Here is a 21,464-nt window from a genome sequence, read left to right as displayed (position 1 = left end):
TCCCCCTTTTTGGAGAGGGGCCGAGGGAAGGACCCTACTAGAACGACTAGATGCTTGCATTAGCTCTGGCATTCCACTAACTCTGCTATTATATAAACCTTTTGCCCTGTATATTTGTAACCTATTCTGTTACACACTTTGTATATGAACACCCGCTTCGTCGTTGCTACCCATATTCTGGCTTACCTAGCCCGTGCCAACGGGCAGCCGGTATCATCGGAGGTAGTGGCAAAAAGCGTGGGCACGCACCCGGTGGTAGTGCGCCGTTTACTGGGTGATTTGCGCCGGGCCGGACTAGTACGCACACAGTTGGGTACGGGCGGTGGTGCTCTCCTAGACCGCGCCTTGGACGATATCACGCTGCTGGATGTGTTGCACGCCATGCTGGAGCCCGAAGCCGACCTGTTCGCCGTCAACAATGCCAACCCGAATACTGGTTGCGACGTGGGCCGCGTCATCAGCGACTCGCTCGACGATTTGTTGGGGCCGGCCAAAAAGGCCATGCAAGCAGCCCTGGCAGCCGTGCCCCTCACTGAGGTGATCCGGCAAATCCGACTGCGCTTGAACAGCGAGGACTGCGGCTGCCCTGCCGATGATGGCAGCTAACAGCTTCTTTTTGGTGCTTTACCCCCGTGCGTTAAAGTAAACGCCCTTCTCAAACGTCATCTTATTTGTAAGCCGAAACAACGCTCACTACCCTCTGCTTACTGCCTTTAAATGTAACCGTTGCGATTACGGTTATTCTTTCCGCTTCGAAATCATGAAAAAAAACCTGGGATTTTTCTTTATCCCGCTAGCCGCCATCGGTAGTCTTACTCTACCTCACTGGCTGCATCCACATCGTGCTACCCCGCAAGCTGCCATTGTAGTAGAAGCTCCCGCCAATGCGCCACTGGTAGCAACGGGGCAGGCGGTAGCCGCGGGTGTGCGGGGCCGCTTGTGGCAGCTCTACGTGGTGCCGGGTCAGCGGGTACGCCAGGGCGAGGTGCTGGCCAAAATGGCCTCTACCCTACCCACGCAGGGCACGGCGCCGGCTGCCTTGGGCTTCGAGTACGTGGTGGCGCCCGCCGATGGCACCATTGCGGCTACCGTAGCCGAAACCGGCGCTTACCTTGCCGCCACCGAAACGGTGCTGTTGTTTCAGCCTACTGAGTAAAGTAAACAGCCACTTTTTCGACTCTAGGTATACCAAACCTTTACTTCCCGGACGTTACACGTCCACCATTGTTTACCTTTTTCTTGCTTTTCTGATGGAACAACTCGTCCGCCAGCAAGTAGAGCGCCTGCTTCGTCGGAAGGGGCGCCGCACTACCCAGCCCCTTCTGCCTACCTCCCGCCTGGCCGAGGATATAGGGCTGGATTCGATTGAAACGGTGGAACTGGTGATTGATTTGGAGCATCGTTTCCACATCGAGATACCGGACCCCGAGGTGGAAACCTTGCGCACCGTGCAGCATGTGTTGGACTGCGTAGAGCATCACCTCACCAGCCACCACTTGGCCGTGGCATAGTGCTCTGACACTTGCGTACACGACAAACTGACCCGCCCGATGTTACTCTGGGCGGGTCAGTTTGCTTTCGGGGTAGGTGGGGTTGAGGTCGGCCAGGGTGTCGCGCAGGGTGCGGGCTACCTCGTAGGCTTTGTACCAGTTTTGGTCGGACGGCACAAGGTGCCAGGGGCAGCTGGGTGGGCTACAATGCTTGAATACGTCCTCGTATACTTGGCGATAGGCGGGCCACTGCCCGGCCTTGTGGTCATCGCCAGGCTCATACTTCCACTGCTTGCTAGGATTATTAACACGCTCCGCTAGGCGCTCCTCCTGCTCTTCCTCCGACACATTGAGGTAGAATTTCAGCACTGTGGTGCCGGCCTGCTGCAAGAGTTCCTCAAAGTGATTGATGGCCGCGAAACGCTGTTTAGCCGTAGCGTCATCGATTAGCTTATCTACGCGAGTGACCAGCACGTCTTCGTAGTGCGAGCGGTTGAACACGTGAATCATGCCGTGGCCGGGGGTGCGTTGGTGAATGCGCCACAGAAAATCGTGGGACAGCTCGTCCTTAGTAGGCTCTTTAAACGAATACACCCGCACGCCCTGCGGATTGATACCGCTGAACACCCGCCGAATCAGGCCGTCTTTGCCGCTGGCATCCATACCCTGCAACACCACCAAAATGCTACGTTTGTTCTCAGCATACAGGCGTTCCTGCCACTCCACCAACTCCTCCCGGATTTTGCGCATCTCGCGCTTGGTTTCGTCTTTGTGTACGTGCTTCGGTGCGCGAGTAGGCAGCTTGGTCAGGTCGACGTCGGGTAGGGTGGAGTTCATGAAGTGGTGTTAGGGGTAGTAAATATTATAGTACGAGCACGGCTTCAGCGCAGCTGAGTGGTGCTGCCCAGGGCAGCCAGCGTCACGGGGCCTTCTGATACGTATTGCAGGCGCGCCGGCAGGCCGGCTTCGTCCAGATCATCGAGCAACGCCCGCCCATCGGCTTCCGACTTATACGAGTCGATGGTGGTAGCGATGACGGTGACAGGCCGGTTGGGTAGGGCTTTCAGGGTAGCGCGGCGGTCTATTTCGGGCGGAAACACGGCGGCGTACAGAATCAGGCGGTCGTAGCGGGTGCGCTGGCCGGCCAGCCAGCGCGCCGCCGCCGCGCCGCCGTGCCCGCAGCCCAGCACCGTCACGGTTACTTCGGGTGGGCACGCGGCCAGCACCTCCGCCGCCAACGTGTCGAGGTAGTTGCTCAAGTCCGTCAGGTCGGGCACCAGGTCGCCCACCGCAAACCAGTCGGCCCCAATGCGGCGCGGCGCTTGCCCATCAGATGGCAATCCGTAGCGCGACAGCGCCTCGGGCAGCACCAGCAGGCGCTCGGGCGTATCGAGAGCAACTAATTGAGCAGCCAGCTCTGGCACCGGCTGGTTTTTCGCCGTGCAGACAAAACCATACCTGCTGAATAGCGGGTCCGGGCTCGCCCAACAGGTAGTAGCGAGCCGTGCGGGAAGTAGTAAACGTAATGGGCTGCATAGGCAGTGCGGAACAACGTATCTGAAAGCGGAGTGGTATTTTGTTGGTATCCGGCCTTCGCTCACCCGATTAAGGGTAGCAATTGCCAGGTACTATGGTCAAATATCGGAAGCCTATACGCAGAATCGGCTCCAACTGATCAGGTAAGAGCGAATAGTTTATTGCCGCGTTATACCGTCAACATGGCACAATTGCTACACAAATCTGGTTGAAAATATGTCATTATGGCCATATTATGCGGTTTTTGCTGGTATTACTTGGCTGGTACACCGTTTGATTAAGTATAGTTGAAACTAAGAGAAGAGGAAACACCATGAATCTGATAAGCAAAGAATTTATTCATAACATCGCCCCGCAACTCGATCTGCTCAACACGATTGGCGGTGGTATTGCGCAGGCTATGCTGCGGGTAGATAAGCGCGAAAAGGGCGTGGTTATTCGGGTGGCGGCTCCCTCCATCAACCCCGAAAACTTCCACGTGCTGCTGAACGACCGTAACCTGACCATTTTCTGCGAATACCGCCACCAGCCCGATGACCAGCTGGCTGCGCCACTGTTCAACCAAACGCTGGCCATTCCCGCCGGCCTGGACCTGGAGCGCATCGACGCCGTACACGAAGGCAACGAACTGCGTATCCGCATCCCATACAAAGACAACGCCACCAAGGGGCGCGAAATCGATATTAAAATCCGGTAGAACTCACTCCCTACCCTAACCGAAAGCCACCCCAACGGGTGGCTTTTTTGTGGCTATCCTACCCAAACAACGGAATCAGCAGCACAAAGCCCATCAGCAGCGACAGGTAAAACCAGCCCATCAGCTGGCCACGGTAGCGGCGCGGCAGTTGGTTGCTGAGCACCAACACGGCCACTACCACCAGCAGCAGGTGTAGCAGCAGAAACACCACCGTCTTCACCCAGTTGCTGACAATGGTGTTTTCGGCCTGTAGCTGGTTGCTCTCGCCCAGGCCCGAGGTAGCAAACCGCAGCAGGTAGTACACCGCCACCTCAAACGCCACAAACAGCCCTAGACCTGCTAGCCACGTCAGAAAGCCGTTTTTCTCGGTTACATCAGCCATGAAGCGGTGAAGTTGTGAGTGGTGAAGTTGTGAGTAAATATACGTGTGTCATCCTGAGTGCAGCGAAGGACCTTCTCACTGTTGAACGAGTCGTTGGTATGGACGTCGTTCTACTGTGATAAGGTCCTTCGCTCTGCTCAGGATGACAGCCGTTTTTGCTACTGTCTATTCATCATTTCACTGTTCACCACTCACTTCCTTTGTGCGAGTATGGATGTAGAGGTCTTCTACCTTGGTGCGTGCCCAAGGCGTGCGGCGCAGAAACGTGAGGCTGGATTTGATGCTTGGGTTGACAGCAAAGCAGTTGATACGGATGCGCTCGTCTAGCCCCTCCCAGCCGTAGTGCGCTACCAGATACTCCAGAATGTGCGCCAGCGTGACGCCGTGCAGCTCCCGGATGAGGTGGCCGTTTTCGTCGCGGGCTTCAGAGGCGGAAGAGGTAGGCATGGTAGCAAGTAAAAGTATTATACAGACCGAAAGATACGCATCAAGGTAAAAAAAGGCATTTTTTACGCGCCGCTGGGCACCATCGCGTCGAAATCCTGCGTTACTTTCGGTGTGGCTACTCTCACCAACCGCTCCCGTCGTGCTACCGCTGCTGCGGCTGCCCGCGCCGCCAACATTCGGCGCACGTGGCGGCTAGTGGCGGTGTTGCTGTTAGTAGGAACGTTGTTCGTGTATGTGCGCTATCGGCGGCAGCTACACCGCTACGTGCGCCACACCTACGCCACCCTCATTACCGGCCACCTCACGGGCCTGGAGGCCACGCCGCTACTGGCCGGCTATTCCGTGCACGGCATCGATGTATCGTCTTACCAAGGCCGCATCAACTGGAAGCTGGTAGCGGGGCACCAGGTGCAGTTTGCGTTTATTAAGGCCACGGAGGGCGTAACGCTGCGCGACCCGCGCTTCCGGGCCAACTGGCGGGGCGCCCGCAAGGCAGGCGTATACCGGGGGGCCTACCACTTCTTTCAGCCCAACTACGATGGTGCGGCTCAGGCCAACCTATTCACGCGCACCGTGCCTCTGCAAGCCGGCGACCTGCCCCCCGTGCTCGACGTAGAGGCCCCCAATTTTCATGATGTAGCCACCATGCGCCGCAACCTGGCTACTTGGATGCGGCTGGTGGAGCGGCACTACGGCGTGCGGCCCATTCTCTACTCCAACTACGGCTTCTACCGGCGCTACCTGGCCGGACACTTCGATGAGTACCCGCTGTGGCTGGCGCACTACGAGGTAGACACCCCCCGCCTACCCGCCGACAAGTGGATTATCTGGCAGCACTCCGACGAATCGTATGTACCTGGCATCCGAGGCACCGTCGATTTCAACGTATTTCAGGGAAGCTTTGAGCGGCTACGCAGCCTACGGATTCCGGCTCGGCCGCGCCCTACCCCGAAGCCTAACCGGTAGGCAATTGCCGCTTTTCGCCTACTTTCGTGCCATGCCCATACCTCTTTTTTACCGGTTTTGCCTACGTTGGCCGGGGCTGTTTTTGGGTGGCTTGTTGCTGCTCACTGCCTGCGGTAGCGGACGCAACGCCTTCACACAGACCGGCAAAGCTTCCTACTACGCCGATAAATTCAATGGCCGCAAAACGGCCAGCGGCAGCACCTACCGCCCCGGCCGACGCACGGCGGCGCACAATACCCTACCCTTCGGCACTGTGGTGCGCGTGACCAACCCCAGCACCCACCGCTCCGTCAAAGTCACCATCACCGACCGGGGGCCGCACGTCAAAGGCCGCGTTATCGATCTGTCGCGCAAGGCCGCCCGTAAGATCGGGATGCTGGATGCGGGCGTGGCGCCTGTGCAGCTGAAAGTGGTGCGGGCCGTTCGCTGATTCACCCTTATCCCTACCTTATGCGTATCCGCAAAAAAGTGAAATGGTCGTTTCCTGCTGCTACCAGCCGGTTTGTGGCATTGGGCGCCTTTGTGAAAGCGGCCGAGGCCCAGCACTGGTCAGAAGCCGAAATTCAGTTTGTGATGGATGAAGTGGTGGAGGCCAAAGACGACGCAGAGGCCTTTGATATCCTACGCGACTACTCAGAGTAAGGTAGCAAGACGACAGGCTGCTGAGAAGATGCTCGCATTCGCTAAAAAAGGGCATTAGAACGATGTAGAGACGCATACTTGCGTCTCGTCGTTGAACGATTTCGGCCATCTGGCGCGAACGACGAGACGCAAGTATGCGTCTCTACACCGTTCACTATTCAACGCAAACAGCCTCTAATTCCGCTTGCCCTTCTTTTTGCCGCTTTTGGCTTTGTCCATCGTGGCGCGGGCCAGGCTGTCCTGAGCGGCCACGGAGGCGGCCGTGGTGAGGCGTCCTGTGGGCGATACCATGTCGCCTTCCTGCAAGGTGACGGTGCGGCCATCGGTGGCGGTGAGCGTGCCGTTGGTGGCTACTTTGACGCCGCTGGGTAGGGTCACGTCGTCGCGCAGTGGGTTGGTGGCGCCGCTTTGCGTACGCATCACTTGCCCATCTTTCATCATAAAACCCTCTTTCATGGTGGCTCCTTTAGGCGTCACACGGGGTTTGGGCTGTACTGTTTTGCGGGCGGATGGGGTGGTTTGGGCCTGGGCTGTTAGGGCGGTGCTACTCAGCAACAAGGCGGCGAGAAGTACGGTAACTTTCATGGGTAGGGTAGGAATAGATGAAGAGTGTGGTGAGGAGCCGGCGCTAGGTAGCAGGTGATTTGCCAGTCAGCAACATGGCAGTAACCAGAAGGCGCTGCCACTCGTTTTTGGTAAGAAATACGGGTGTTTCCCCTGTCCGGATCTACTGACCTTTCATTCTCCCACTACCATGAGCAAAGCCTCTAACGACACCGAAAACGAAGAAGTATATAAGCAGTTCAAAGACCAAGTAAACATGACGGCCTCCGAGCTGGAGAAGTGGCTGAAAACTGATGAGTCGAAGGAGGTAGGACAGGACAGCGGCGACGGGGAAAGCATCGGCCATAAGTCGGGCGAGCACATCATCGACATTCTGCACAAGAAGACAGCCGACCTTACCGACGACGACTACGCCCATATGCACAAGGTGCACAGCTACATCAGCCGCCACTCGGCTCAGGGTCCTGAGAAAGACAAAGAACATTCGCGCTGGCGCTACTCCCTTATGAACTGGGGCCACGACCCGTTGAAAAAATAGTTTTTGATGTGCTGTTGTGCTGCTGATTGATCTGTTGCTTTATGCAGCGCGTCCATCAGCAGCCCAGCATACCTCCTCCATCAGCACATCAAACCATCAACTGCTTTGGACTACAAGGATTATTACAAGGCCCTGGGCGTAGAAAAAAACGCGACGGCCGACCAGATCAAGAAAGCCTACCGCAAGCTGGCCCGCCAGTATCACCCCGACGTGAACCCCAACGACCCCGAAGCGGAGCGTAAGTTCAAGGAGGTGAACGAGGCCAATGAGGTGCTCAGCGACCCAGAAAAGCGTAGCAAGTACGACCAGCTCGGCGCCGACTGGCAGCGATATCAGCAAGCAGGCGCGGGTGGCGCACAGGGCGCGGGCGGCGGCTTCGATTGGTCGCAGTATGCACAGGGCGGCGGGTTTGGCGGGGGCAGTGAGGACCCGTTTGGCGGGGCCGACTTCTCCGACTTTTTCGGCAATATTTTCGGCGGCATGGGCGGCGGCCGGGCCGGGGGCACCCGCGCCCGCGCCGGCCAGGATTACCAAGCCGAGTTGGTACTGACTCTAGAAGAAGCCTACCAGGGCGGCCCGCGCACCATCACTGTGAACGGCAAAAACCTACGCCTCACGGTGAAGCCGGGCATGGAAGACGGCCAAACCATTCGGCTGCGCAACCAAGGCGGGCCGGGGCTCAACGGCGGCCCGGCCGGTTCACTGTACCTCACTTTCCGCATTGAGCCTGACCCGCGCTATACCCGCACCGGCAACGACCTGACCCAGGAAGTACCCGTGAGTGTGTATAAGGCTATTTTGGGCGGCGACCAGGTAGTGGATACCTTATCAGGTAGCGTTAAGATCAAGATCAAGCCCGAAACTCAAAACGACACTCGCCTGCGTCTGCGGGGCAAGGGCTTCCCGGTCTACGACCAGCCCGGCCAGTTTGGCGACTTGTATCTGCGGCTTACCCTCAGCCTACCCCAGCAACTCACCGAGCAGGAAAAAGACCTGTTCCGTCAACTAGCCGCACTGCGCAATGAGTGATGTTAGAGGGTAGCGGTTAGTTGTCAGCAGGTAGTTGCTGGTACCATTTAACTGGCAACTACCTGCTGATAACTAACTACTATCCTCCTAATAACCAACAACCAATCACTGATAATCAGCAACATGGAAACGCACGTCATCACGATTACTTATCACGATTGCGCCACCACGTACGGCCTGCGTGAGCAGGACCTGCGCGAGTTTGTGGAGTTGGGCTTGGTACAGCTTGCTCCCGGCGCCCCCGACACCATCCGCGACGAGCCCGAACACCTAGCCCGCCTGGCCCGTCTTCAGCACGAACTAGGCCTGAGCACCACGGCCATCGATGTAGTGCTGGCCATGCGCCGCCGCATGCAGCAGCTCCAGCAGGAGCTGATGCGGCAGCGGGCCCGCGCCCTGCAATTAGAGCAATTTGTATATGGCAGCGGGCGCACGCTGGAAGCAGACGAGTATCTATAAATCAAGTGATTATACCCGTTCGCAACCCAACTCGATAGTGCGTCAAAAAATTAGCTTTCGGAAATATAGATAGAGAGTAACCTTTCTGGTGAAGGGTGGTATAATTCTGTGCTGGCCGGTCAAATTCCAACGACCAGAATCATTCAATTCTCTTCTTTATTTATATGTCTTTGACATTCTCTACCCTTCGGGCATTGAGTGCGGGCCTGGCCATCAGCGCCTTAACTCCACTTATGACCCAAGCACAAACCTCTGAGTACAAAACGGTTGTCGGTATTTCGGCTAATGGTTTTCAGTACAAAGGCAATCTGGGTTCCGACTACTGGGACTTCAGCCGTGCGAAGTGGGGACCTGGCATCTCCATCAACCAATACATTGCCCCTGGCCTGAGCATCGGTTTGCAGGGTAGCTATGTGGAGTTGAAAAAATCGTTGGGCACCAACAGCAGCAACTTCAACACCAACGTGGTGAGTGCGAATGTGCCCATTAAGTTGATGCTGAACAATGGCTGGGCTTTGAAGGAAGACGCCTTTATTCAGCCATACATCCTGTTGGCGCCCGGTATTCTGTACTACAGCAGCGATGGGCAGTATCGTTTGAATAATAGGAATACTGTATTCAGCCGCGACGAAACTAAATTTGCCGGTCAGGCTGCCTTGGGTATCAACTTCCGCATTAGCGGCAACCTTGGCATTTTTGTGCAGACTTCGCAGGTGGTAGGCTACAAAGCGAACCTCGATGGCAACCCCAACCACGACAACGACGGCTGGGACGACCGGTTATTGCAACACTCGGCAGGGCTGAACCTTGCCTTCGGCAAAGCCAAAGATGAAGATGGCGATGGTGTGTCAGACCGCAAAGACAAGTGCCCTGGCACCCCGGCTGGTGTAGCTGTTGACGAAAACGGCTGCCCGCTTGACCGCGACGGTGACGGTGTACCCGATTACCAGGACAAGTGCCCCGACGAGAAAGGCCTAGCTACCTTGGAAGGCTGCCCCGACCGCGACGGTGACGGCGTACGTGACTCTGAGGATGCCTGCCCCGATACGCCTGGCAAGCCAGAGCTGCAAGGTTGCCCCGATGCCGACGGGGATGGTGTAGCTGACAAGGACGACAAGTGCCCCAACACCCCCGCCGGCGTAGCCGTTGACACTACCGGCTGCCCATTGGATAAAGACGGTGATGGCGTGCCTGACCACGAGGACCGCTGCCCTAACACGCCAGGCCCAGCTTCCAACAAAGGTTGCCCCGAGGTGAAAGCCGAAACTAAGAAGGTGCTCAACGAGGCTACTAAATACATCCAGTTTGAGTTCAACAAAGCGGCCTTAAAGCCTTCTTCCTACCCCAAGCTAGAGCAATTGGTAAGCATTCTAAATGAGTATCCCGACTATAACCTGAGCATTGCCGGCCATACCGACAGCAAGGGTAGCGACGCTTATAACCAGCAGCTGTCGTACGACCGCGCTTCCAGTGCCCGTCAGTATATGATTGAAAAAGGCATTGCCGAGTCGCGCATTGAGTCGCGGGGCTATGGCGAAAGCAAGCCTATTGCCACCAACGATACGGAGGCCGGCCGCGCCCTCAACCGCCGCGTGGATTTCGACCTGTACCTGCCCGGCGACACGAACCCCGCTGAGGCCAAATATGGCCCTCAGCCTACCCTGAAGGAACTGAACGAAACAAAACCCGTTGCGCCTGCCAGCAAGGCTAAAAAAAGCGCCGGCTAAGAAAACGCCGGTTCGTAAAGCTCCCGTACGGAAGTAGGGCTTTCCCCTACCCTCCGTTAATTGAAAAGGCGGCCCGCTATACAGCAGGCCGCCTTTTTGGGTTTTGTGGTAGAAGGGTTGTAATGGTTTGCCATTCCATACTGCTCTCCGTAACATACAGGACAACAGTTGCTTTTCTAACTCCTGTTAGTCCCCTGCGCTATAGCACGTCTACGGCTAGGGCCAGCAGGGCACCGGCCAGTGTAGCCACCAGTTTGCGGGTGTTTAGATGATGCTCGGGGCTGGTTTCAAATAGGATAGTAGTCGATACATGCAGAAAGTTGCCGGCCACCAAGCCTAACAGGGCAGCATACCACCCGCTGTGGAGCAGCTGTTCCAGTACTATATAATTGCTAAATACAATGCCTGCCGGTGCGGCTAAAGCAAACAGCAATAGGTAGGGCAGTGCCCGCCGGAAGCTGCCCAACTGCAACAGCAGGGTGCCCATCAGCGCAAATGCCGCCGGAATGTGGTGCAGCGTAATACCAATCAGTACGGCATACAGATTACTTGCTACGTCGCCTGCCTGCGGCGCCTTAACCAGAATACTACCCTCCAAGAAAGAATGCAAGACCAGCGCGCCCAGCAACGCGTAAGGCACCCGGCCTATCGGCCGCTCGTGGGCGTGGGCGTGCACATGCCCATGCTCTACCCCCTGCGAAAACACCTCTAGCAGCAACTGCCCAAAAAAACCCGCCAGCACATAGTAGCCCACGCGGTGGGGTTGCTCTGGCAGCAGCAGCAACGCCTCCGGCAGCAGGTGCATTACAGTGAGTGTGAACAGGTAGGCTCCCCCAAAAGCCAGCAGCGGCTTCAGCCAAACGGTATGCAGGGTAGGCACTAGTCTGGTCAACAAACCAGCTCCCAACACCGTCAGGAACAAACTAAAAATGGCAAGCCACATACGATGCTCTAAAAAGAAAAATGCCTGCCACTCTCACACCGAAAAGAAAGGGGGCGCTATCCGCGCCCCCTTTCTTTTCGGGTATTTAACAGACATTATTTTGAAACAACGTTGCAAAAAATAAGTTTTCGTTGATTCTATTCTGTAGCTGGAGTAGCCTGGTTAGCAACTAAATCCATTTCACACACAGGGCATTTACCCGGCTTATTGCTTTCACTACCCTGGCAACCCATGGGGCACACATAGGCAGCGGTATGCGCGGGAGTAACTGCTTCTGTGTTGGCAGGCGCGGCGGTGGTAGCTGGCTCCGACTGGCAAGCACCTAGCAGCAACATTGCCCCTAGCAGCAAACCCGTTGCCGGACGAAGCATCAACTGGCCCAACGAAAAATCCATCTCTATTGGTGCGAGTCGTCGTCCTGTACCGAGCGGGAGCGGGCTTTTGCCTTTTCCTGGGCGGCTTCGCCCTGCTCATGCCGAATCTCCTGGTCGTTAGCCGACACCGTTTTCTTTGGATTAGGCATAGCGCGCTCGTCAAGCGTTACGCCCGAGTTGATGGGGCGTGGGATAGCAGCACCATTTGCCTGCGTTTCAGGCTTGCTGCCACCCTGCTGTTCTCCCTCATTCATAAAGTAAGTATCAGAGCGCGTGCCAGGGGCAACTAGGTCTGTCGATACTTTCTTATCCGGACGCCAATCCGAAGGTTCGCTGCTGCACGCGTTCAGGGCGAGGGTGGCCAGGGCAAGGCCGGAGAGCAGAAGTTTTTTGGTCATATCAATAAGGAAGAAAATGCCGAAGCGGACTACGTAAAAAAGGAAGCTTACCTGCTTACGAGCACAAAGGTACACACAGATGTACCCGCGGCGCCACCCAAATGTTACGCTGCTTTGGTTTCGGCGGGCAGCAGGTTTTTGCGCCGCAAAATAGCCTCAAACAGCTTGATATCATTGGGCGAGTTGAAGATGCGCGGTGGCAGCAGCATAAACACTGGCACGTCGAAGGTGCGGGCCACCCAGCGGCGCCAGCCGGCCAGCTCCTGCGGGGCCTCGCCCTGCTTCAGGTACAGCATGTAGCCATCGGGTGCCACGCGGGCGCGGCCAATCATTTCCCAGCCGATGTTCATGCCCTGCTTTTCGTTGAGGCGGGCAATGAGCTGGCGGTTGTCGATTTCGTAGCTCACGCGTTCAAATAGCGGCTTGCTCTGCTCCATCTGCGTCACGCCCGTAATCTGCGCCGAACGTAGCAGCACGTACAGCACCGTAAGCACTACCCCCGACGCCAACCACCACCACGAGGGCCAGATCAAGGCAGGCAGCACTCCCACTACAAACGGGATGAGAGCGTACCACCATTCCTTTTTCCAGACCTGCGCCATAGCTAGGCGCGTGTAGGTATTGGTATCGAGCTGCGTTTTCTTCGTGCGAATCGCGAGGGGCGAGGGCTGTTGCGCCTGCCGCACTCCTCGCTGATTAGGTTGTTGCATGGTATATTGATGTGCTGATTTTTAATGGGTTGATATGCTGATTTTCTGACAGTTGATATGTTCCTAATTAGTTAAAGTGTTGTTTCCGAGCCAATAACCAGCTCGTCCACCAGCACACCAACTCATCGAAAATCAGTACCTTAGAATGCTTTCAGGCTCATGTCCAGCGTGCCGGCCGAGTGTGTGAGGGCACCCACCGAGATATAGTCGACGCCGGTGGCAGCTACTGCGGCCAAAGTTTCTTCCGTGATGCCCCCCGAAGCTTCCAGCTCGTAGCGGCCGGCTACCAATTCTACGGCCTCGTGCATTTGGGCGGGCGTCATGTTATCGAGCATGATACGCGAGATTCCGCCCGTGTCCAGGGCTTCCTGCACTTCGGCCAGAGTGCGGGTTTCTATTTCCACGGGTAGCGTGCGGCCGGTGCTCGCCAGGTAGGCATGCGTAGCCTCAATGGCCGCCCGGATTCCACCAGCGTAGTCCACGTGGTTGTCCTTCAGCATAATCATGTCGAACAGCCCGTAGCGGTGGTTTACGCCCCCACCTATGACCACAGCCCACTTCTCGCACAAACGAAAATTGGGGGTAGTCTTGCGCGTATCGAGCAGGCGGGCCTTGGTGCCGGCCAGCAGCTCGGTGAGGCGGGCCGTGATGGTAGCAATACCGCTCATGCGCTGCATGCAGTTGAGCACCAGCCGCTCAGCCGTGAGAATGCTACGGGCAGGGCCCTCTACTACAAAGGCCACGTCGCCGGGTTGGATGCGGCTGCCATCGGGCAGGTAGACGGTTATCTGCAAGGCCGGATCCACTTCCCGGAAAATCAACTGGGCCAACTCTACCCCAGCAATCACGCCTGTGCCCTTCACCAGCAGTCGGGCGCGTTTGCGGGCGGCAGCCGGAATGGCGGACAATGTGGAATGGTCCCCATCGCCTACATCTTCGGCCAGCGCCGTGCGGATAAACGTCGTCAGGGCGTCTGGGGTAAGGTAGGGGGTATTTTTCACAGGGCAAAAATAGAAAAATGGGCTGATATAACGGTGTGGAAACGCTATGGCCTGCGCAACTACAGGGGAATGGCGTAAACAACCTCGGCAGCGACGCAATAGTTAGTACGCACAACGCCCCCGCAGCAGCTGGCTACGGGGGCGTTGAGGGCAGTACGAAGAGGCATCGCGGGGCAAATGCACAAACCTTCTCTAAAAATCAGAATGCTTACTCTTTGGTAAACTCAATCGTGTCGATTTTGATAGCACCGTTGAACGACTTCATCTTCACAAAAACCCGATAAGAGCCGCTTTTACTGGCATATTTACCGATGGCATAGGGCACACCTTCGGGGCTAGCACCTTTGTGAATATACTCGAAGCCGCTGCTTGCATTCTTGGCAAAGAAGTCCTTCATCACAAACTCAGCCTGCGTAGCGCTGTAGCTTTGCTTGTCCCCGTCGAAGCCTAACTCGACGGTATTAGCAAAATACTGGGCCAAATCACGCGAGGAGCCATTGCTAATAGCCGTACGGGCAGCAAGCAAGGCGTCCCCCTGGGCGTACGCGGCAAGCGTACTTAGCGTGAGCCACAGGAAGAGGAAAACCCGGGTAAAAGTGCGTTTCATATTGGAAAAAGTATACTTCACCTCCGATTGCTAAAATTATGCCAACAGCCGCTTCCTGGTTTGCGTATGTTGTGCGGTTTCTTTCCGGAGGGAAGAACACAACAAATTGTGCCCGTTCCGGGCCAGGTACGTTATCTTTGCTGCATGAACAAACAGGTATTGCTGGTCATTTTGGACGGCTGGGGGCTGGCCCAGAATAAGGAAGTATCCGCCATCGATAAAGCGCGTACGCCCTTCCTCGATTCGTTGTTTCAACGCTATCCGCATAGCAAGCTGCAGGCCTCGGGCGAGGCGGTGGGGCTACCCGAGGGGCAAATGGGCAACTCAGAGGTAGGGCACATGAATATTGGTGCCGGCCGCGTGGTGTACCAGGATCTGGTGCGCATCAACAAAGCTATTCGTGACCGGAAGTTGGGTTCCATTCCGGCGCTGGAAAAGGCCTTTGAGTACGCCCGTACCAACCAAAAGCCAGTACACCTGCTAGGACTGCTCTCCGATGGCGGCGTGCACTCGCACATCGACCACGTGAAAGCCCTCTGCACCCTGGCCCGCGACCAGGAAGTGCACAATGTATTCATCCACGCCTTCACCGACGGCCGCGACACCGACCCCAAGGGGGGCGTAGGCTACGTGAATGAGCTGGAGCAGCACCTGCAACATGGCGCCAGCGGCCGCATTGCCTCCATTGTGGGCCGCTACTACGCTATGGACCGCGACAACCGCTGGGAGCGGGTGAAAATTGCCTACGACTTGCTGGTGAACGGCAAAGGCACGCCTTCGCAAAACCTGATTCAGAGCATGCAGGACTCCTACAAAGAGGGCGTGACCGACGAGTTCCTGAAGCCGATTGTGAAGGTAGGCGCCGACGGGCAGCCCCTGACGACCATTCAGGAAGGCGACGTGGTTATTTTCTTCAACTTCCGCACCGACCGCGGCCGGGAGCTGACCGAGGCTCTCACCCAGCAGGACCTGCACGCCTACCAGATGCACCGCCTGAACCTGCATTTCCTGACCATGACCACCTACGACGCGTCGTTTACGGGCGTCACGCCGATTTTCGAGAAGGACAACCTCGAAAACACCCTGGGCGAGGTGCTGGCCGCCAACCACAGAACCCAGATTCGCATTGCCGAAACGGAGAAGTACCCGCACGTGACGTTCTTCTTCTCGGGGGGTAGGGAAAACGAGTTTGAGGGCGAAAGCCGGATTATGCGCAATTCGCCCAAGGTAGCGACCTACGACCTGCAACCCGAAATGAGCGCCTACGAGCTGCGCGACGCGCTGGTGCCGGAGCTGCAAGCTAATGCGGCCGATTTTGTGGTGCTGAACTTCGCCAACCCCGACATGGTGGGCCACACCGGCGTATTTGAGGCTGCTGTGAAGGCCGTAGAAACTGCCGACACCTGCGCCCAGGCGGTAGTAGAAGCTGCTCAGGCGGCCGGCTACGCTAGCATCATCATTGCTGACCACGGCAACGCCGACATGATGGTGAACCCCGACGGCACGCCCAATACGGCCCACACCACAAACCTAGTGCCCTGCATCTTGGTTGATAACGACTACCAGGGTACCCTGGCTGATGGCAAGCTCGGCGACATTGCACCTACCGTTCTGGCACTCATGGGGTTGGCTCAACCCGCCGAGATGTCGGGGCAGTCGTTGCTGCGCGCGGCGGGCACTACTTCTACTCATGCGTAACGTTTTTGTTTTTTTATTCGGGGCGGGGCTATGGGCCGGTGCCACGGGCTGCGGCTCGTCGGCAGGGGCCGATAGCCCCGCTTCCGCTACTACGGTGCGGCCGGCCTATTTCCCGCTCAAGGAATACCTCGATGCCCAGGCTGCCCGCCTCGCCCAGCAGCAGCCCGCCGTGGAAAAGCGCGTGACGTTGCGCGGCTCCGCGCCGGAAACCGCCCGTGTTCCCAAAATTGAGTGGGACAAGGAATTACAGGTTTTTTACCAAGCCGATATCAACAAGCCTGCCTTGCGCGGCGCTTACGCGGTGGATTCTACTACCCTACCCAACGGAACTCGACAAATTCTTTATACCCGTAAGCCCGGCTTCGATAATGCTGTGGTGCGCCTGACTGTCGTGCGCGACGCATCCGGCGTCCGCTCCGTTGATGCGACGCTACAAAAGAACAATCCCCTATTCTACTCCGAGAAGAAGCTACAACTGCGGGGCCAAGCCGGCACGCTGGACGCCTACCAAGTACAAGGAGTACAGAAACTGGTGCTGTTTGATACGTTGCGCTATGCGACGAACGCGCGGGTGGTGCGGTAGGAAGCAGTAGTGGTGTAAGTCGCTCATCAATTACTTTTTGAGCTATTTATTTTTGGGAAGAGTATGGTATTGAATATATTACAACTATATTATTCAATACTGTACTATGACTACTATTACTCGGTTCGCGTTTATCTCCGTACTGGCACTAGCTAGCTGCAATAAAGAGTCAGAGCCTATTCAACCTGCACCCGTTGCCAGTTTCTCAGTTGCTGGCGCGGCTTCTAATGATGTCATTAAGGTAGGCACGTATGACGCGATTGTAGTGACTAATACTTCTACAAAGGCTGATACATACACTTGGTCTCTGGGCAACGACAGTATTAAAACCGGAGCTGACCCAAGGATATTTCGTTATCCTAAAGCAGGCACTTATTCCCTTACCCTGACGGTCCAAAACGCCGATGGACAAAAGTCATCAACCAGTCGCACTATTCGAGTGCTAGACCGGATAGTGAAGCAGGTAGCAATTGTGTTTGCCCGGTTTGAGAATGCCTCTCCACCCCATATTTTTGACCGCCCTACTTTGCAGGCAGTTGTACGACTAGGTCCTGATAAAGTAACTTATCCTGATCCTACGAATCGATATACTTCTTACAACGCGCCTGTTGTATTTCGGAGCCCGCTGGTGCAGAACGTCACAGAGAATCAATTTCCTCTTATTTTTCCGCTTACAGAACGGCTAGTATTAGATATCCCCACGCTAACCAACCCACTAGAGTATCGCGGGAGAAATAAAACAGGATATAGTGGTGTAGGCTACGGGCTGGAGTTATATATGCAGGATGCCACCGGCACTTACTTAGCTTCTTCGTCTTACCAAAGCTTGTATCTCACTCAGGCTGGAAATATCACGTTGCGGGATGATATTCCGAATAACAAATTCACAGTTCAGTATTCTAACATTAAGCTGCAGGGTCAATACGAATAAGCATAAGGCTTGCATATAGTGAGCACAAAAAGGGCTGCCGATCTGTAGATCGGCAGCCCTTTTCATATAACGAAGAAGTTTTTGCTTACTGATTCCCCCTACCGCACCGACGACGTAGACGTTTCCAATCCCCAATTCCTACCCTTCTCCACGGCGGGCACGCCGCGCTCCAGCCACACAGGCGCCGGGGCACCTTTCAGGTAGTGGTCGAAGAACTGTAGCTCGCGGATGGAAATGTCCTTGCGGTTTTCGCGCTTCACCAGGTTGTGGGCCTCGCCGTTGTATTGCAGCAGCCATACGGGCTTGTTGAGGCGGCGCAGGTCCGTAAACATCTCGATGCCCTGGTACCACGGCACGGCGCCGTCGGCGTCGTTGGCCATGATGACCACCGGCGTCTCTACTTTGGGTAGGTAGAACAAGGGCGAGTTGCGGATATACAGATCCTGATTTTCCCACAGGGTAGCGCCCAGGCGGCTCTGCGTGCGCTCGTACTGAAACTGCCGGCTCATGCCCGACTCCCAGCGGATGCCGCCGTAGGCCGAGGTCATGTTCACGACGGGCGCGCCGGCCCAGGCGGCGGCGTACATGGGCGTTTGGGTGATGAGGTAGGCCACCTGGTAGCCGCCCCAGCTTTGGCCCTGAATACCAATGTGGGCACCGTCCACCCAGCTATTTTTCTTTAATGCTTCCACCCCCGAGTTCACAAACTCCACTGCCGAGGCGCCCGGCTCGCCGATGGTGTAGCTGATATCGGGTGTGAACACCAGGTAGCCGTTGCTGGCAAACATGGCAATATCGAGGCGAGAGGGGGTAGGCGCGGGCGCGTTGTAGCGGTACAGGCCGTCGGACACTTTCTCGTAGAAATACGCCACCATAGGGTATTTCTTGTTCGGGTCGAAGTTCTCGGGCTTGTAGAGCACGCCGGTGGCGGCGTAGCCCTTGGGCGTGGTCCAGTGCACCAGCTCGGCCGTAAACCAGTTGTAGTCTTTCTGCTGGGGGTTGATGTTGCTGAGCTTGGTTTCCTTTTGCAGATTGCGGCTCACGTAGAGGTCGGCGGGGTTCTGTACGCTGGTCTTCGTGTAGAGGAACACGTCGGCGTTTTTGGCCTGCATCAATTGCGAGTAGGCCATGGGCACCAGCGTTACCCGCTGGGGCGCTTTGGTGCTGGTAATGTTCTTTTTGTAGTAGCCCCACTGCTTGGTGGTTTCATCCTGCACTTGCAGCCATAGCTCATCTTTGGGCTCAATGAAATCCTGCTTGGCTACCGGTATTTCGTAGCGGAACCGCAGCTTCTGCTGGCGCCCTACCCCGTTGGTGAAGTTGGAAGCCGCGCCGGTTTTGGGGTCTACCTTCCAGATGTCGTACCGGTCGTAGAGCAGCACGGCGTCGTCGTTTTTGGTCCAGGCGGCAATGCCGTAGGGCTGGGGGTCGGTAGGCGAGTCGTTTTCCTCGTCCGTGAAGTCTACCTTAGCTTTGGCCGTCAGGTTGATGGTTTTGCGGTTGGCCACCGAGTAGGCAAACCAGCCTTTTGCGTCGTAATCGTACCAGATGGCGTACTGCCCGCCAGGCGAAAGCTGGAACCGGCTTTTACTACCCTTAGGATTGATGGCCACCCGCTCGCCGGTGCGCGTGGAAACCAGGTAGGCGCGCTTCATGGTATTGCCCTGCCACTGCATGGCCACGCGGTTGGCGGTATCGGTCACCGCCAGCACGTACTCCGCATTCTTTTTATCGGCCATGTAAGCGTCTTGCAAGTACTCGTCGGCCAGCTGAATGTACTTGCCGCCATGCTTGGGGTAGGCCACCGCCAGGTAGCTGCGCTGCAATTCCTTTTTCAGGTTTTTCAGCTGCATGGGTTGCAGATAGTCGTCCTTGTAGTTCCAGATATCGAGCTTGGCGTGCTCAAATTCTACGAGGGTTGTGTCTTGCGGAATCAGATCGGGCGCGGTACCGAAAAACAGCTTCTCGCCGTTTTCGCTGAACAACACTTTGCCGAACCCGCTGGGCGACCAGCCCTTTTTCAGCCCGTTGGCGCTGGGCGCCAGCAGCACGCGGGCACTGTCGGCAAAGTCAGAATAGTAGAGTGTGAACGGCTTGCTAAGGGCTTTTTCGGGGTACTTTTCGGCGGTGAAAGCCAGCTGCTTGCCCGCGTCGTCGAACGCTAGGTTTTTGTAGGTGCCCTTGCCGGCGCTGAGCTGGCGTAGGTTGCCCGTCGCCACATCAAACACAAACAGTCCCGAGCGCACGGTTTTGTTGCCCTTGGGCGCGGCCACTGCAAACGCCACCTTGTTGCCCGACTTGCTCACCTTGTAGTCCGTCACTGCTTCGAAGGTGCGCGGCTGCCCTTTTTCAAGGTTCAGAATGGTGAGGATGGCGCCGCCTTTTTGGGTTTCCAGCAGCTTGTCGGTGATTTTTTTCACCGTATCCACAGGAGCCTTTTTCAGTGTGTCTTTCAGCAGCGGCTTGGTGGCCAGAAACGCCAGCACCGTGCCTTCTTCGGCCAATTGAAAAGACTTCACGTCGGCATACTTCGTGAGCTTGCCAGTGCTCAGCCCATAAATACCCAGCGAATCCTTGGGCATCTGGTCGGGCTTTTTCTTCTTGATGCGGGCCTGCCGCACGTCCTGGTAGCGCGGGCTAATGCTGAACACCGCGTACTTAGAATCAGCCGAGAAGACGGCCGAATCGCCCCGACTGATCTGGCGTAGCGTTTGGTTGCCAGCCGTTTTGAGGTAGAGCGTACCGTCGCCCTGCTGGGGCTTCACCTGAAACAACACGTATTTGCCGTTGTGGCTAATACGCTGGCCCGCTACACTTTGCCACTGGTCGTACACCGAGTGGTCGAGGGGTTTCTTGGGCGCTTGTTGCGCAAAGGCTGGCGCGGACAGCAAGCCGGTAAGCAGAAGAAGGGAAGAACGCATGTGCACGAAAGAGTAGCAGACAGACAACAGTTGACGTAGCTCTAAAGGCACAACTATCGGCTATAAGGTTGCAAGTTATATAAGCTGTTAGCCTGTAGCTGTTAGCTGATAGCTTCCATTCCGAAAGCTATCAGCTAACAGCTACAGGCTAACAGCTTATATAACCTTAGTCCACGTAATACTGCACCTGCACGGCGCTAAGCTGACCTTTGTGCAGGGTCATAGCTACCGTGTTGAGGCGGTTGGAGTCGCCGATGCGGAGGCTGTCGCAGTTGCCGGTCTGGCGGGCGTAGCGGGCGCGGTAGGCGCTACCCAGCTTCTGCTGGAGCTGCTGGCCATACTGCGGGGCAAAGTCCGTGACAGTTACTTCACGCAGCAAGTCTTTTTCGGCGGCCCGGTAAAACTCGAACTGGTTGCCGTGGTGGCGCAACACCAGAATGGTATCTACCTGGTTGCGCTCGTGGCGGTTCTTGAACGGTGTGCGCGACACAATGGTAGCGCCAGCCTGCTGCAAATCGGCCACCGTAATTTCGGCTCCAAAAGGGTCTTCGGCTACCTCATCATCTACCAACGAGCAGGCTGTTTTCGCCGTCTTAGGCGGCACTGGGGCAGCCGGCGGCGCAGACGCGGGCCGCGGTCGGGCAATGGGTGGCGCCGAAGCCGTTGGTTTCTTCTCCTGGCATCCCGTAGCCAGCAGCAAGCCACAGCTCAGCGTGAGGGCATGGCTGCCAGAGCGCGAGAAACAGGTAGCAAGCAGAAGCATAGGCATGGAGGTTAGCGTGGTAGAGTATACGCAGAAAAGGAGGGTTCTGCTTTTACTC

27 protein-coding genes are annotated in these 21,464 nt (G+C 56.5%); 14 read left to right on the top strand and 13 right to left on the bottom strand.

Annotation, left to right across the window (positions count from 1 at the left end; genetic code table 11):
- Positions 1-144: 144 nt before the first annotated feature.
- The 3 genes from F1C16_RS18205 (at position 145) to F1C16_RS18195 (ending at position 1,511) form a co-directional block, all read left to right on the top strand.
- Positions 145-606, top strand: a complete 462-nt coding sequence (locus tag F1C16_RS18205) for an Rrf2 family transcriptional regulator (RefSeq protein ID WP_185282012.1) — start codon at positions 145-147, stop codon at positions 604-606.
- Positions 607-760: 154 nt separating this feature from the next.
- Positions 761-1,156, top strand: a complete 396-nt coding sequence (locus tag F1C16_RS18200) for a biotin/lipoyl-binding protein (RefSeq protein ID WP_185282011.1) — start codon at positions 761-763, stop codon at positions 1,154-1,156.
- 94 nt (positions 1,157-1,250) lie between these two features.
- Positions 1,251-1,511, top strand: coding sequence for an acyl carrier protein (locus tag F1C16_RS18195; RefSeq protein WP_185282010.1), 261 nt, complete (start codon positions 1,251-1,253; stop codon positions 1,509-1,511).
- Between the two features lie 42 nt (positions 1,512-1,553).
- Here the strand turns inward: F1C16_RS18195 and F1C16_RS18190 are convergent, their stop codons facing one another.
- Together F1C16_RS18190 and F1C16_RS18185 are read right to left on the bottom strand one after the other, a co-directional pair.
- Positions 1,554-2,327, bottom strand: coding sequence for a PPK2 family polyphosphate kinase (locus F1C16_RS18190; protein ID WP_185282009.1), 774 nt, complete (start codon positions 2,325-2,327; stop codon positions 1,554-1,556).
- A 44-nt stretch (positions 2,328-2,371) separates the two neighbouring features.
- Entirely contained in the window at positions 2,372-2,914 is a 543-nt protein-coding gene (locus tag F1C16_RS18185) for a hypothetical protein (RefSeq protein WP_185282008.1), read from the bottom strand.
- A gap of 425 nt (positions 2,915-3,339) precedes the next feature.
- Here F1C16_RS18185 and F1C16_RS18180 point away from each other — a divergent pair, with 425 nt between their 5' ends.
- Positions 3,340-3,723 carry an Hsp20/alpha crystallin family protein gene (locus tag F1C16_RS18180; protein ID WP_185282007.1) on the top strand — a complete coding sequence of 128 codons (384 nt, stop codon included), beginning with the start codon at positions 3,340-3,342 and terminating at the stop codon, positions 3,721-3,723.
- Positions 3,724-3,781: 58 nt separating this feature from the next.
- Here the strand turns inward: F1C16_RS18180 and F1C16_RS18175 are convergent, their stop codons facing one another.
- The gene (locus F1C16_RS18175; RefSeq protein ID WP_185282006.1) at positions 3,782-4,105 is read right to left on the bottom strand and encodes a hypothetical protein; all 324 of its coding nucleotides are present in this window, start codon (positions 4,103-4,105) and stop codon (positions 3,782-3,784) included.
- A 177-nt stretch (positions 4,106-4,282) separates the two neighbouring features.
- The gene (locus tag F1C16_RS18170; protein WP_185282005.1) at positions 4,283-4,552 is read right to left on the bottom strand and encodes a VF530 family DNA-binding protein; all 270 of its coding nucleotides are present in this window, start codon (positions 4,550-4,552) and stop codon (positions 4,283-4,285) included.
- A gap of 111 nt (positions 4,553-4,663) precedes the next feature.
- Here F1C16_RS18170 and F1C16_RS18165 point away from each other — a divergent pair, with 111 nt between their 5' ends.
- Genes F1C16_RS18165 through F1C16_RS18155 form a run of 3 tightly spaced genes read left to right on the top strand, consistent with a single transcriptional unit; the run spans position 4,664 to position 6,160 of the window.
- Positions 4,664-5,518, top strand: a complete 855-nt coding sequence (locus F1C16_RS18165) for a glycoside hydrolase family 25 protein (protein ID WP_185282004.1) — start codon at positions 4,664-4,666, stop codon at positions 5,516-5,518.
- A gap of 31 nt (positions 5,519-5,549) precedes the next feature.
- Positions 5,550-5,948: a septal ring lytic transglycosylase RlpA family protein gene (locus tag F1C16_RS18160; protein WP_185282003.1), complete on the top strand. Its 399-nt coding sequence runs from the start codon at positions 5,550-5,552 to the stop codon at positions 5,946-5,948.
- A gap of 20 nt (positions 5,949-5,968) precedes the next feature.
- On the top strand, positions 5,969-6,160 hold the full coding sequence (locus tag F1C16_RS18155; protein ID WP_185282002.1) for a hypothetical protein: 192 nt from the start codon (positions 5,969-5,971) through the stop codon (positions 6,158-6,160).
- 174 nt (positions 6,161-6,334) lie between these two features.
- Here the strand turns inward: F1C16_RS18155 and F1C16_RS18150 are convergent, their stop codons facing one another.
- Positions 6,335-6,745 (bottom strand): DUF6799 domain-containing protein, encoded by a 411-nt coding sequence (locus F1C16_RS18150; protein ID WP_185282001.1) that lies wholly within the window; start codon positions 6,743-6,745, stop codon positions 6,335-6,337.
- Between the two features lie 169 nt (positions 6,746-6,914).
- On the opposite strand from F1C16_RS18150, the gene F1C16_RS18145 reads away from it, so the two are divergent.
- The 4 genes from F1C16_RS18145 to F1C16_RS23260 all read left to right on the top strand — a co-directional run bounded on the left by F1C16_RS18145 (position 6,915) and on the right by F1C16_RS23260 (position 10,477).
- Positions 6,915-7,262 (top strand): DUF3140 domain-containing protein, encoded by a 348-nt coding sequence (locus tag F1C16_RS18145; protein ID WP_185282000.1) that lies wholly within the window; start codon positions 6,915-6,917, stop codon positions 7,260-7,262.
- 105 nt (positions 7,263-7,367) lie between these two features.
- On the top strand, positions 7,368-8,291 hold the full coding sequence (locus tag F1C16_RS18140; RefSeq protein WP_185281999.1) for a DnaJ C-terminal domain-containing protein: 924 nt from the start codon (positions 7,368-7,370) through the stop codon (positions 8,289-8,291).
- A gap of 123 nt (positions 8,292-8,414) precedes the next feature.
- Positions 8,415-8,750, top strand: a complete 336-nt coding sequence (locus tag F1C16_RS18135; RefSeq protein WP_185281998.1) for a chaperone modulator CbpM — start codon at positions 8,415-8,417, stop codon at positions 8,748-8,750.
- Positions 8,751-8,914: 164 nt separating this feature from the next.
- Positions 8,915-10,477 (top strand): OmpA family protein, encoded by a 1,563-nt coding sequence (locus tag F1C16_RS23260; protein ID WP_185281997.1) that lies wholly within the window; start codon positions 8,915-8,917, stop codon positions 10,475-10,477.
- Positions 10,478-10,676: 199 nt separating this feature from the next.
- On the opposite strand, the gene F1C16_RS18125 is transcribed toward F1C16_RS23260, so the two are convergent.
- The 6 genes from F1C16_RS18125 to F1C16_RS18105 form a co-directional block, all read right to left on the bottom strand.
- Positions 10,677-11,420 (bottom strand): ZIP family metal transporter, encoded by a 744-nt coding sequence (locus F1C16_RS18125; protein WP_185281996.1) that lies wholly within the window; start codon positions 11,418-11,420, stop codon positions 10,677-10,679.
- Between the two features lie 137 nt (positions 11,421-11,557).
- Positions 11,558-11,653: a heavy metal-binding domain-containing protein gene (locus tag F1C16_RS23400; RefSeq protein WP_374940606.1), complete on the bottom strand. Its 96-nt coding sequence runs from the start codon at positions 11,651-11,653 to the stop codon at positions 11,558-11,560.
- Between the two features lie 164 nt (positions 11,654-11,817).
- Positions 11,818-12,192: a hypothetical protein gene (locus F1C16_RS18120; RefSeq protein WP_185281995.1), complete on the bottom strand. Its 375-nt coding sequence runs from the start codon at positions 12,190-12,192 to the stop codon at positions 11,818-11,820.
- A 104-nt stretch (positions 12,193-12,296) separates the two neighbouring features.
- Positions 12,297-12,902 (bottom strand): hypothetical protein, encoded by a 606-nt coding sequence (locus F1C16_RS18115; protein ID WP_185281994.1) that lies wholly within the window; start codon positions 12,900-12,902, stop codon positions 12,297-12,299.
- A 140-nt stretch (positions 12,903-13,042) separates the two neighbouring features.
- A complete protein-coding gene (gene nadC / locus F1C16_RS18110) occupies positions 13,043-13,903 on the bottom strand; it encodes a carboxylating nicotinate-nucleotide diphosphorylase (protein WP_185281993.1) in 861 nt (286 codons plus the stop codon).
- A 208-nt stretch (positions 13,904-14,111) separates the two neighbouring features.
- Positions 14,112-14,510 carry a DUF4783 domain-containing protein gene (locus F1C16_RS18105; protein ID WP_185281992.1) on the bottom strand — a complete coding sequence of 133 codons (399 nt, stop codon included), beginning with the start codon at positions 14,508-14,510 and terminating at the stop codon, positions 14,112-14,114.
- A 144-nt stretch (positions 14,511-14,654) separates the two neighbouring features.
- On the opposite strand from F1C16_RS18105, the gene gpmI reads away from it, so the two are divergent.
- The 3 genes from gpmI to F1C16_RS18090 all read left to right on the top strand — a co-directional run bounded on the left by gpmI (position 14,655) and on the right by F1C16_RS18090 (position 17,722).
- Positions 14,655-16,208, top strand: coding sequence for a 2,3-bisphosphoglycerate-independent phosphoglycerate mutase (gene gpmI / locus F1C16_RS18100; RefSeq protein WP_185281991.1), 1,554 nt, complete (start codon positions 14,655-14,657; stop codon positions 16,206-16,208).
- Positions 16,201-16,791 (top strand): hypothetical protein, encoded by a 591-nt coding sequence (locus tag F1C16_RS18095; RefSeq protein ID WP_185281990.1) that lies wholly within the window; start codon positions 16,201-16,203, stop codon positions 16,789-16,791. The genes gpmI and F1C16_RS18095 overlap by 8 nt, the downstream gene beginning before the upstream one ends.
- Positions 16,792-16,897: 106 nt before the next feature.
- Positions 16,898-17,722 (top strand): PKD domain-containing protein, encoded by an 825-nt coding sequence (locus F1C16_RS18090; RefSeq protein ID WP_185281989.1) that lies wholly within the window; start codon positions 16,898-16,900, stop codon positions 17,720-17,722.
- 98 nt (positions 17,723-17,820) lie between these two features.
- Here F1C16_RS18090 and F1C16_RS18085 read toward each other — a convergent pair whose 3' ends face one another.
- Entirely contained in the window at positions 17,821-20,643 is a 2,823-nt protein-coding gene (locus F1C16_RS18085) for a prolyl oligopeptidase family serine peptidase (protein WP_185281988.1), read from the bottom strand.
- A 166-nt stretch (positions 20,644-20,809) separates the two neighbouring features.
- A complete protein-coding gene (locus F1C16_RS18080) occupies positions 20,810-21,406 on the bottom strand; it encodes a hypothetical protein (RefSeq protein WP_185281987.1) in 597 nt (198 codons plus the stop codon).
- Positions 21,407-21,464 lie beyond the last annotated feature (58 nt).

Origin of the sequence: Hymenobacter sp. NBH84, assembly GCF_014217645.1 — a bacterium.
Lineage (GTDB): Bacteria > Bacteroidota > Bacteroidia > Cytophagales > Hymenobacteraceae > Hymenobacter > Hymenobacter profundi.
This window is presented reverse-complemented; position numbering and strand designations above follow the sequence as displayed.

Coding starts and splice junctions, on each gene's coding strand:
- F1C16_RS18105 (WP_185281992.1), bottom strand. CDS start 14,510: ATGAAACGCACTTTTACCCGGGTTTTCCTCTTCCTGTGGCTCACGCTA.
- F1C16_RS18170 (WP_185282005.1), bottom strand. CDS start 4,552: ATGCCTACCTCTTCCGCCTCTGAAGCCCGCGACGAAAACGGCCACCTC.
- F1C16_RS18205 (WP_185282012.1), top strand. CDS start 145: ATGAACACCCGCTTCGTCGTTGCTACCCATATTCTGGCTTACCTAGCC.
- F1C16_RS18200 (WP_185282011.1), top strand. CDS start 761: ATGAAAAAAAACCTGGGATTTTTCTTTATCCCGCTAGCCGCCATCGGT.
- F1C16_RS18125 (WP_185281996.1), bottom strand. CDS start 11,420: ATGTGGCTTGCCATTTTTAGTTTGTTCCTGACGGTGTTGGGAGCTGGT.
- F1C16_RS18120 (WP_185281995.1), bottom strand. CDS start 12,192: ATGACCAAAAAACTTCTGCTCTCCGGCCTTGCCCTGGCCACCCTCGCC.
- F1C16_RS18150 (WP_185282001.1), bottom strand. CDS start 6,745: ATGAAAGTTACCGTACTTCTCGCCGCCTTGTTGCTGAGTAGCACCGCC.
- F1C16_RS18095 (WP_185281990.1), top strand. CDS start 16,201: ATGCGTAACGTTTTTGTTTTTTTATTCGGGGCGGGGCTATGGGCCGGT.
- F1C16_RS18195 (WP_185282010.1), top strand. CDS start 1,251: ATGGAACAACTCGTCCGCCAGCAAGTAGAGCGCCTGCTTCGTCGGAAG.
- F1C16_RS18115 (WP_185281994.1), bottom strand. CDS start 12,902: ATGCAACAACCTAATCAGCGAGGAGTGCGGCAGGCGCAACAGCCCTCG.
- F1C16_RS18135 (WP_185281998.1), top strand. CDS start 8,415: ATGGAAACGCACGTCATCACGATTACTTATCACGATTGCGCCACCACG.
- F1C16_RS18145 (WP_185282000.1), top strand. CDS start 6,915: ATGAGCAAAGCCTCTAACGACACCGAAAACGAAGAAGTATATAAGCAG.
- F1C16_RS18190 (WP_185282009.1), bottom strand. CDS start 2,327: ATGAACTCCACCCTACCCGACGTCGACCTGACCAAGCTGCCTACTCGC.
- F1C16_RS23260 (WP_185281997.1), top strand. CDS start 8,915: ATGTCTTTGACATTCTCTACCCTTCGGGCATTGAGTGCGGGCCTGGCC.
- F1C16_RS18085 (WP_185281988.1), bottom strand. CDS start 20,643: ATGCGTTCTTCCCTTCTTCTGCTTACCGGCTTGCTGTCCGCGCCAGCC.
- F1C16_RS18155 (WP_185282002.1), top strand. CDS start 5,969: ATGCGTATCCGCAAAAAAGTGAAATGGTCGTTTCCTGCTGCTACCAGC.
- F1C16_RS18180 (WP_185282007.1), top strand. CDS start 3,340: ATGAATCTGATAAGCAAAGAATTTATTCATAACATCGCCCCGCAACTC.
- F1C16_RS18160 (WP_185282003.1), top strand. CDS start 5,550: ATGCCCATACCTCTTTTTTACCGGTTTTGCCTACGTTGGCCGGGGCTG.
- F1C16_RS18175 (WP_185282006.1), bottom strand. CDS start 4,105: ATGGCTGATGTAACCGAGAAAAACGGCTTTCTGACGTGGCTAGCAGGT.
- gpmI (WP_185281991.1), top strand. CDS start 14,655: ATGAACAAACAGGTATTGCTGGTCATTTTGGACGGCTGGGGGCTGGCC.
- F1C16_RS18090 (WP_185281989.1), top strand. CDS start 16,898: ATGACTACTATTACTCGGTTCGCGTTTATCTCCGTACTGGCACTAGCT.
- F1C16_RS18080 (WP_185281987.1), bottom strand. CDS start 21,406: ATGCTTCTGCTTGCTACCTGTTTCTCGCGCTCTGGCAGCCATGCCCTC.
- F1C16_RS23400 (WP_374940606.1), bottom strand. CDS start 11,653: ATGGGTTGCCAGGGTAGTGAAAGCAATAAGCCGGGTAAATGCCCTGTG.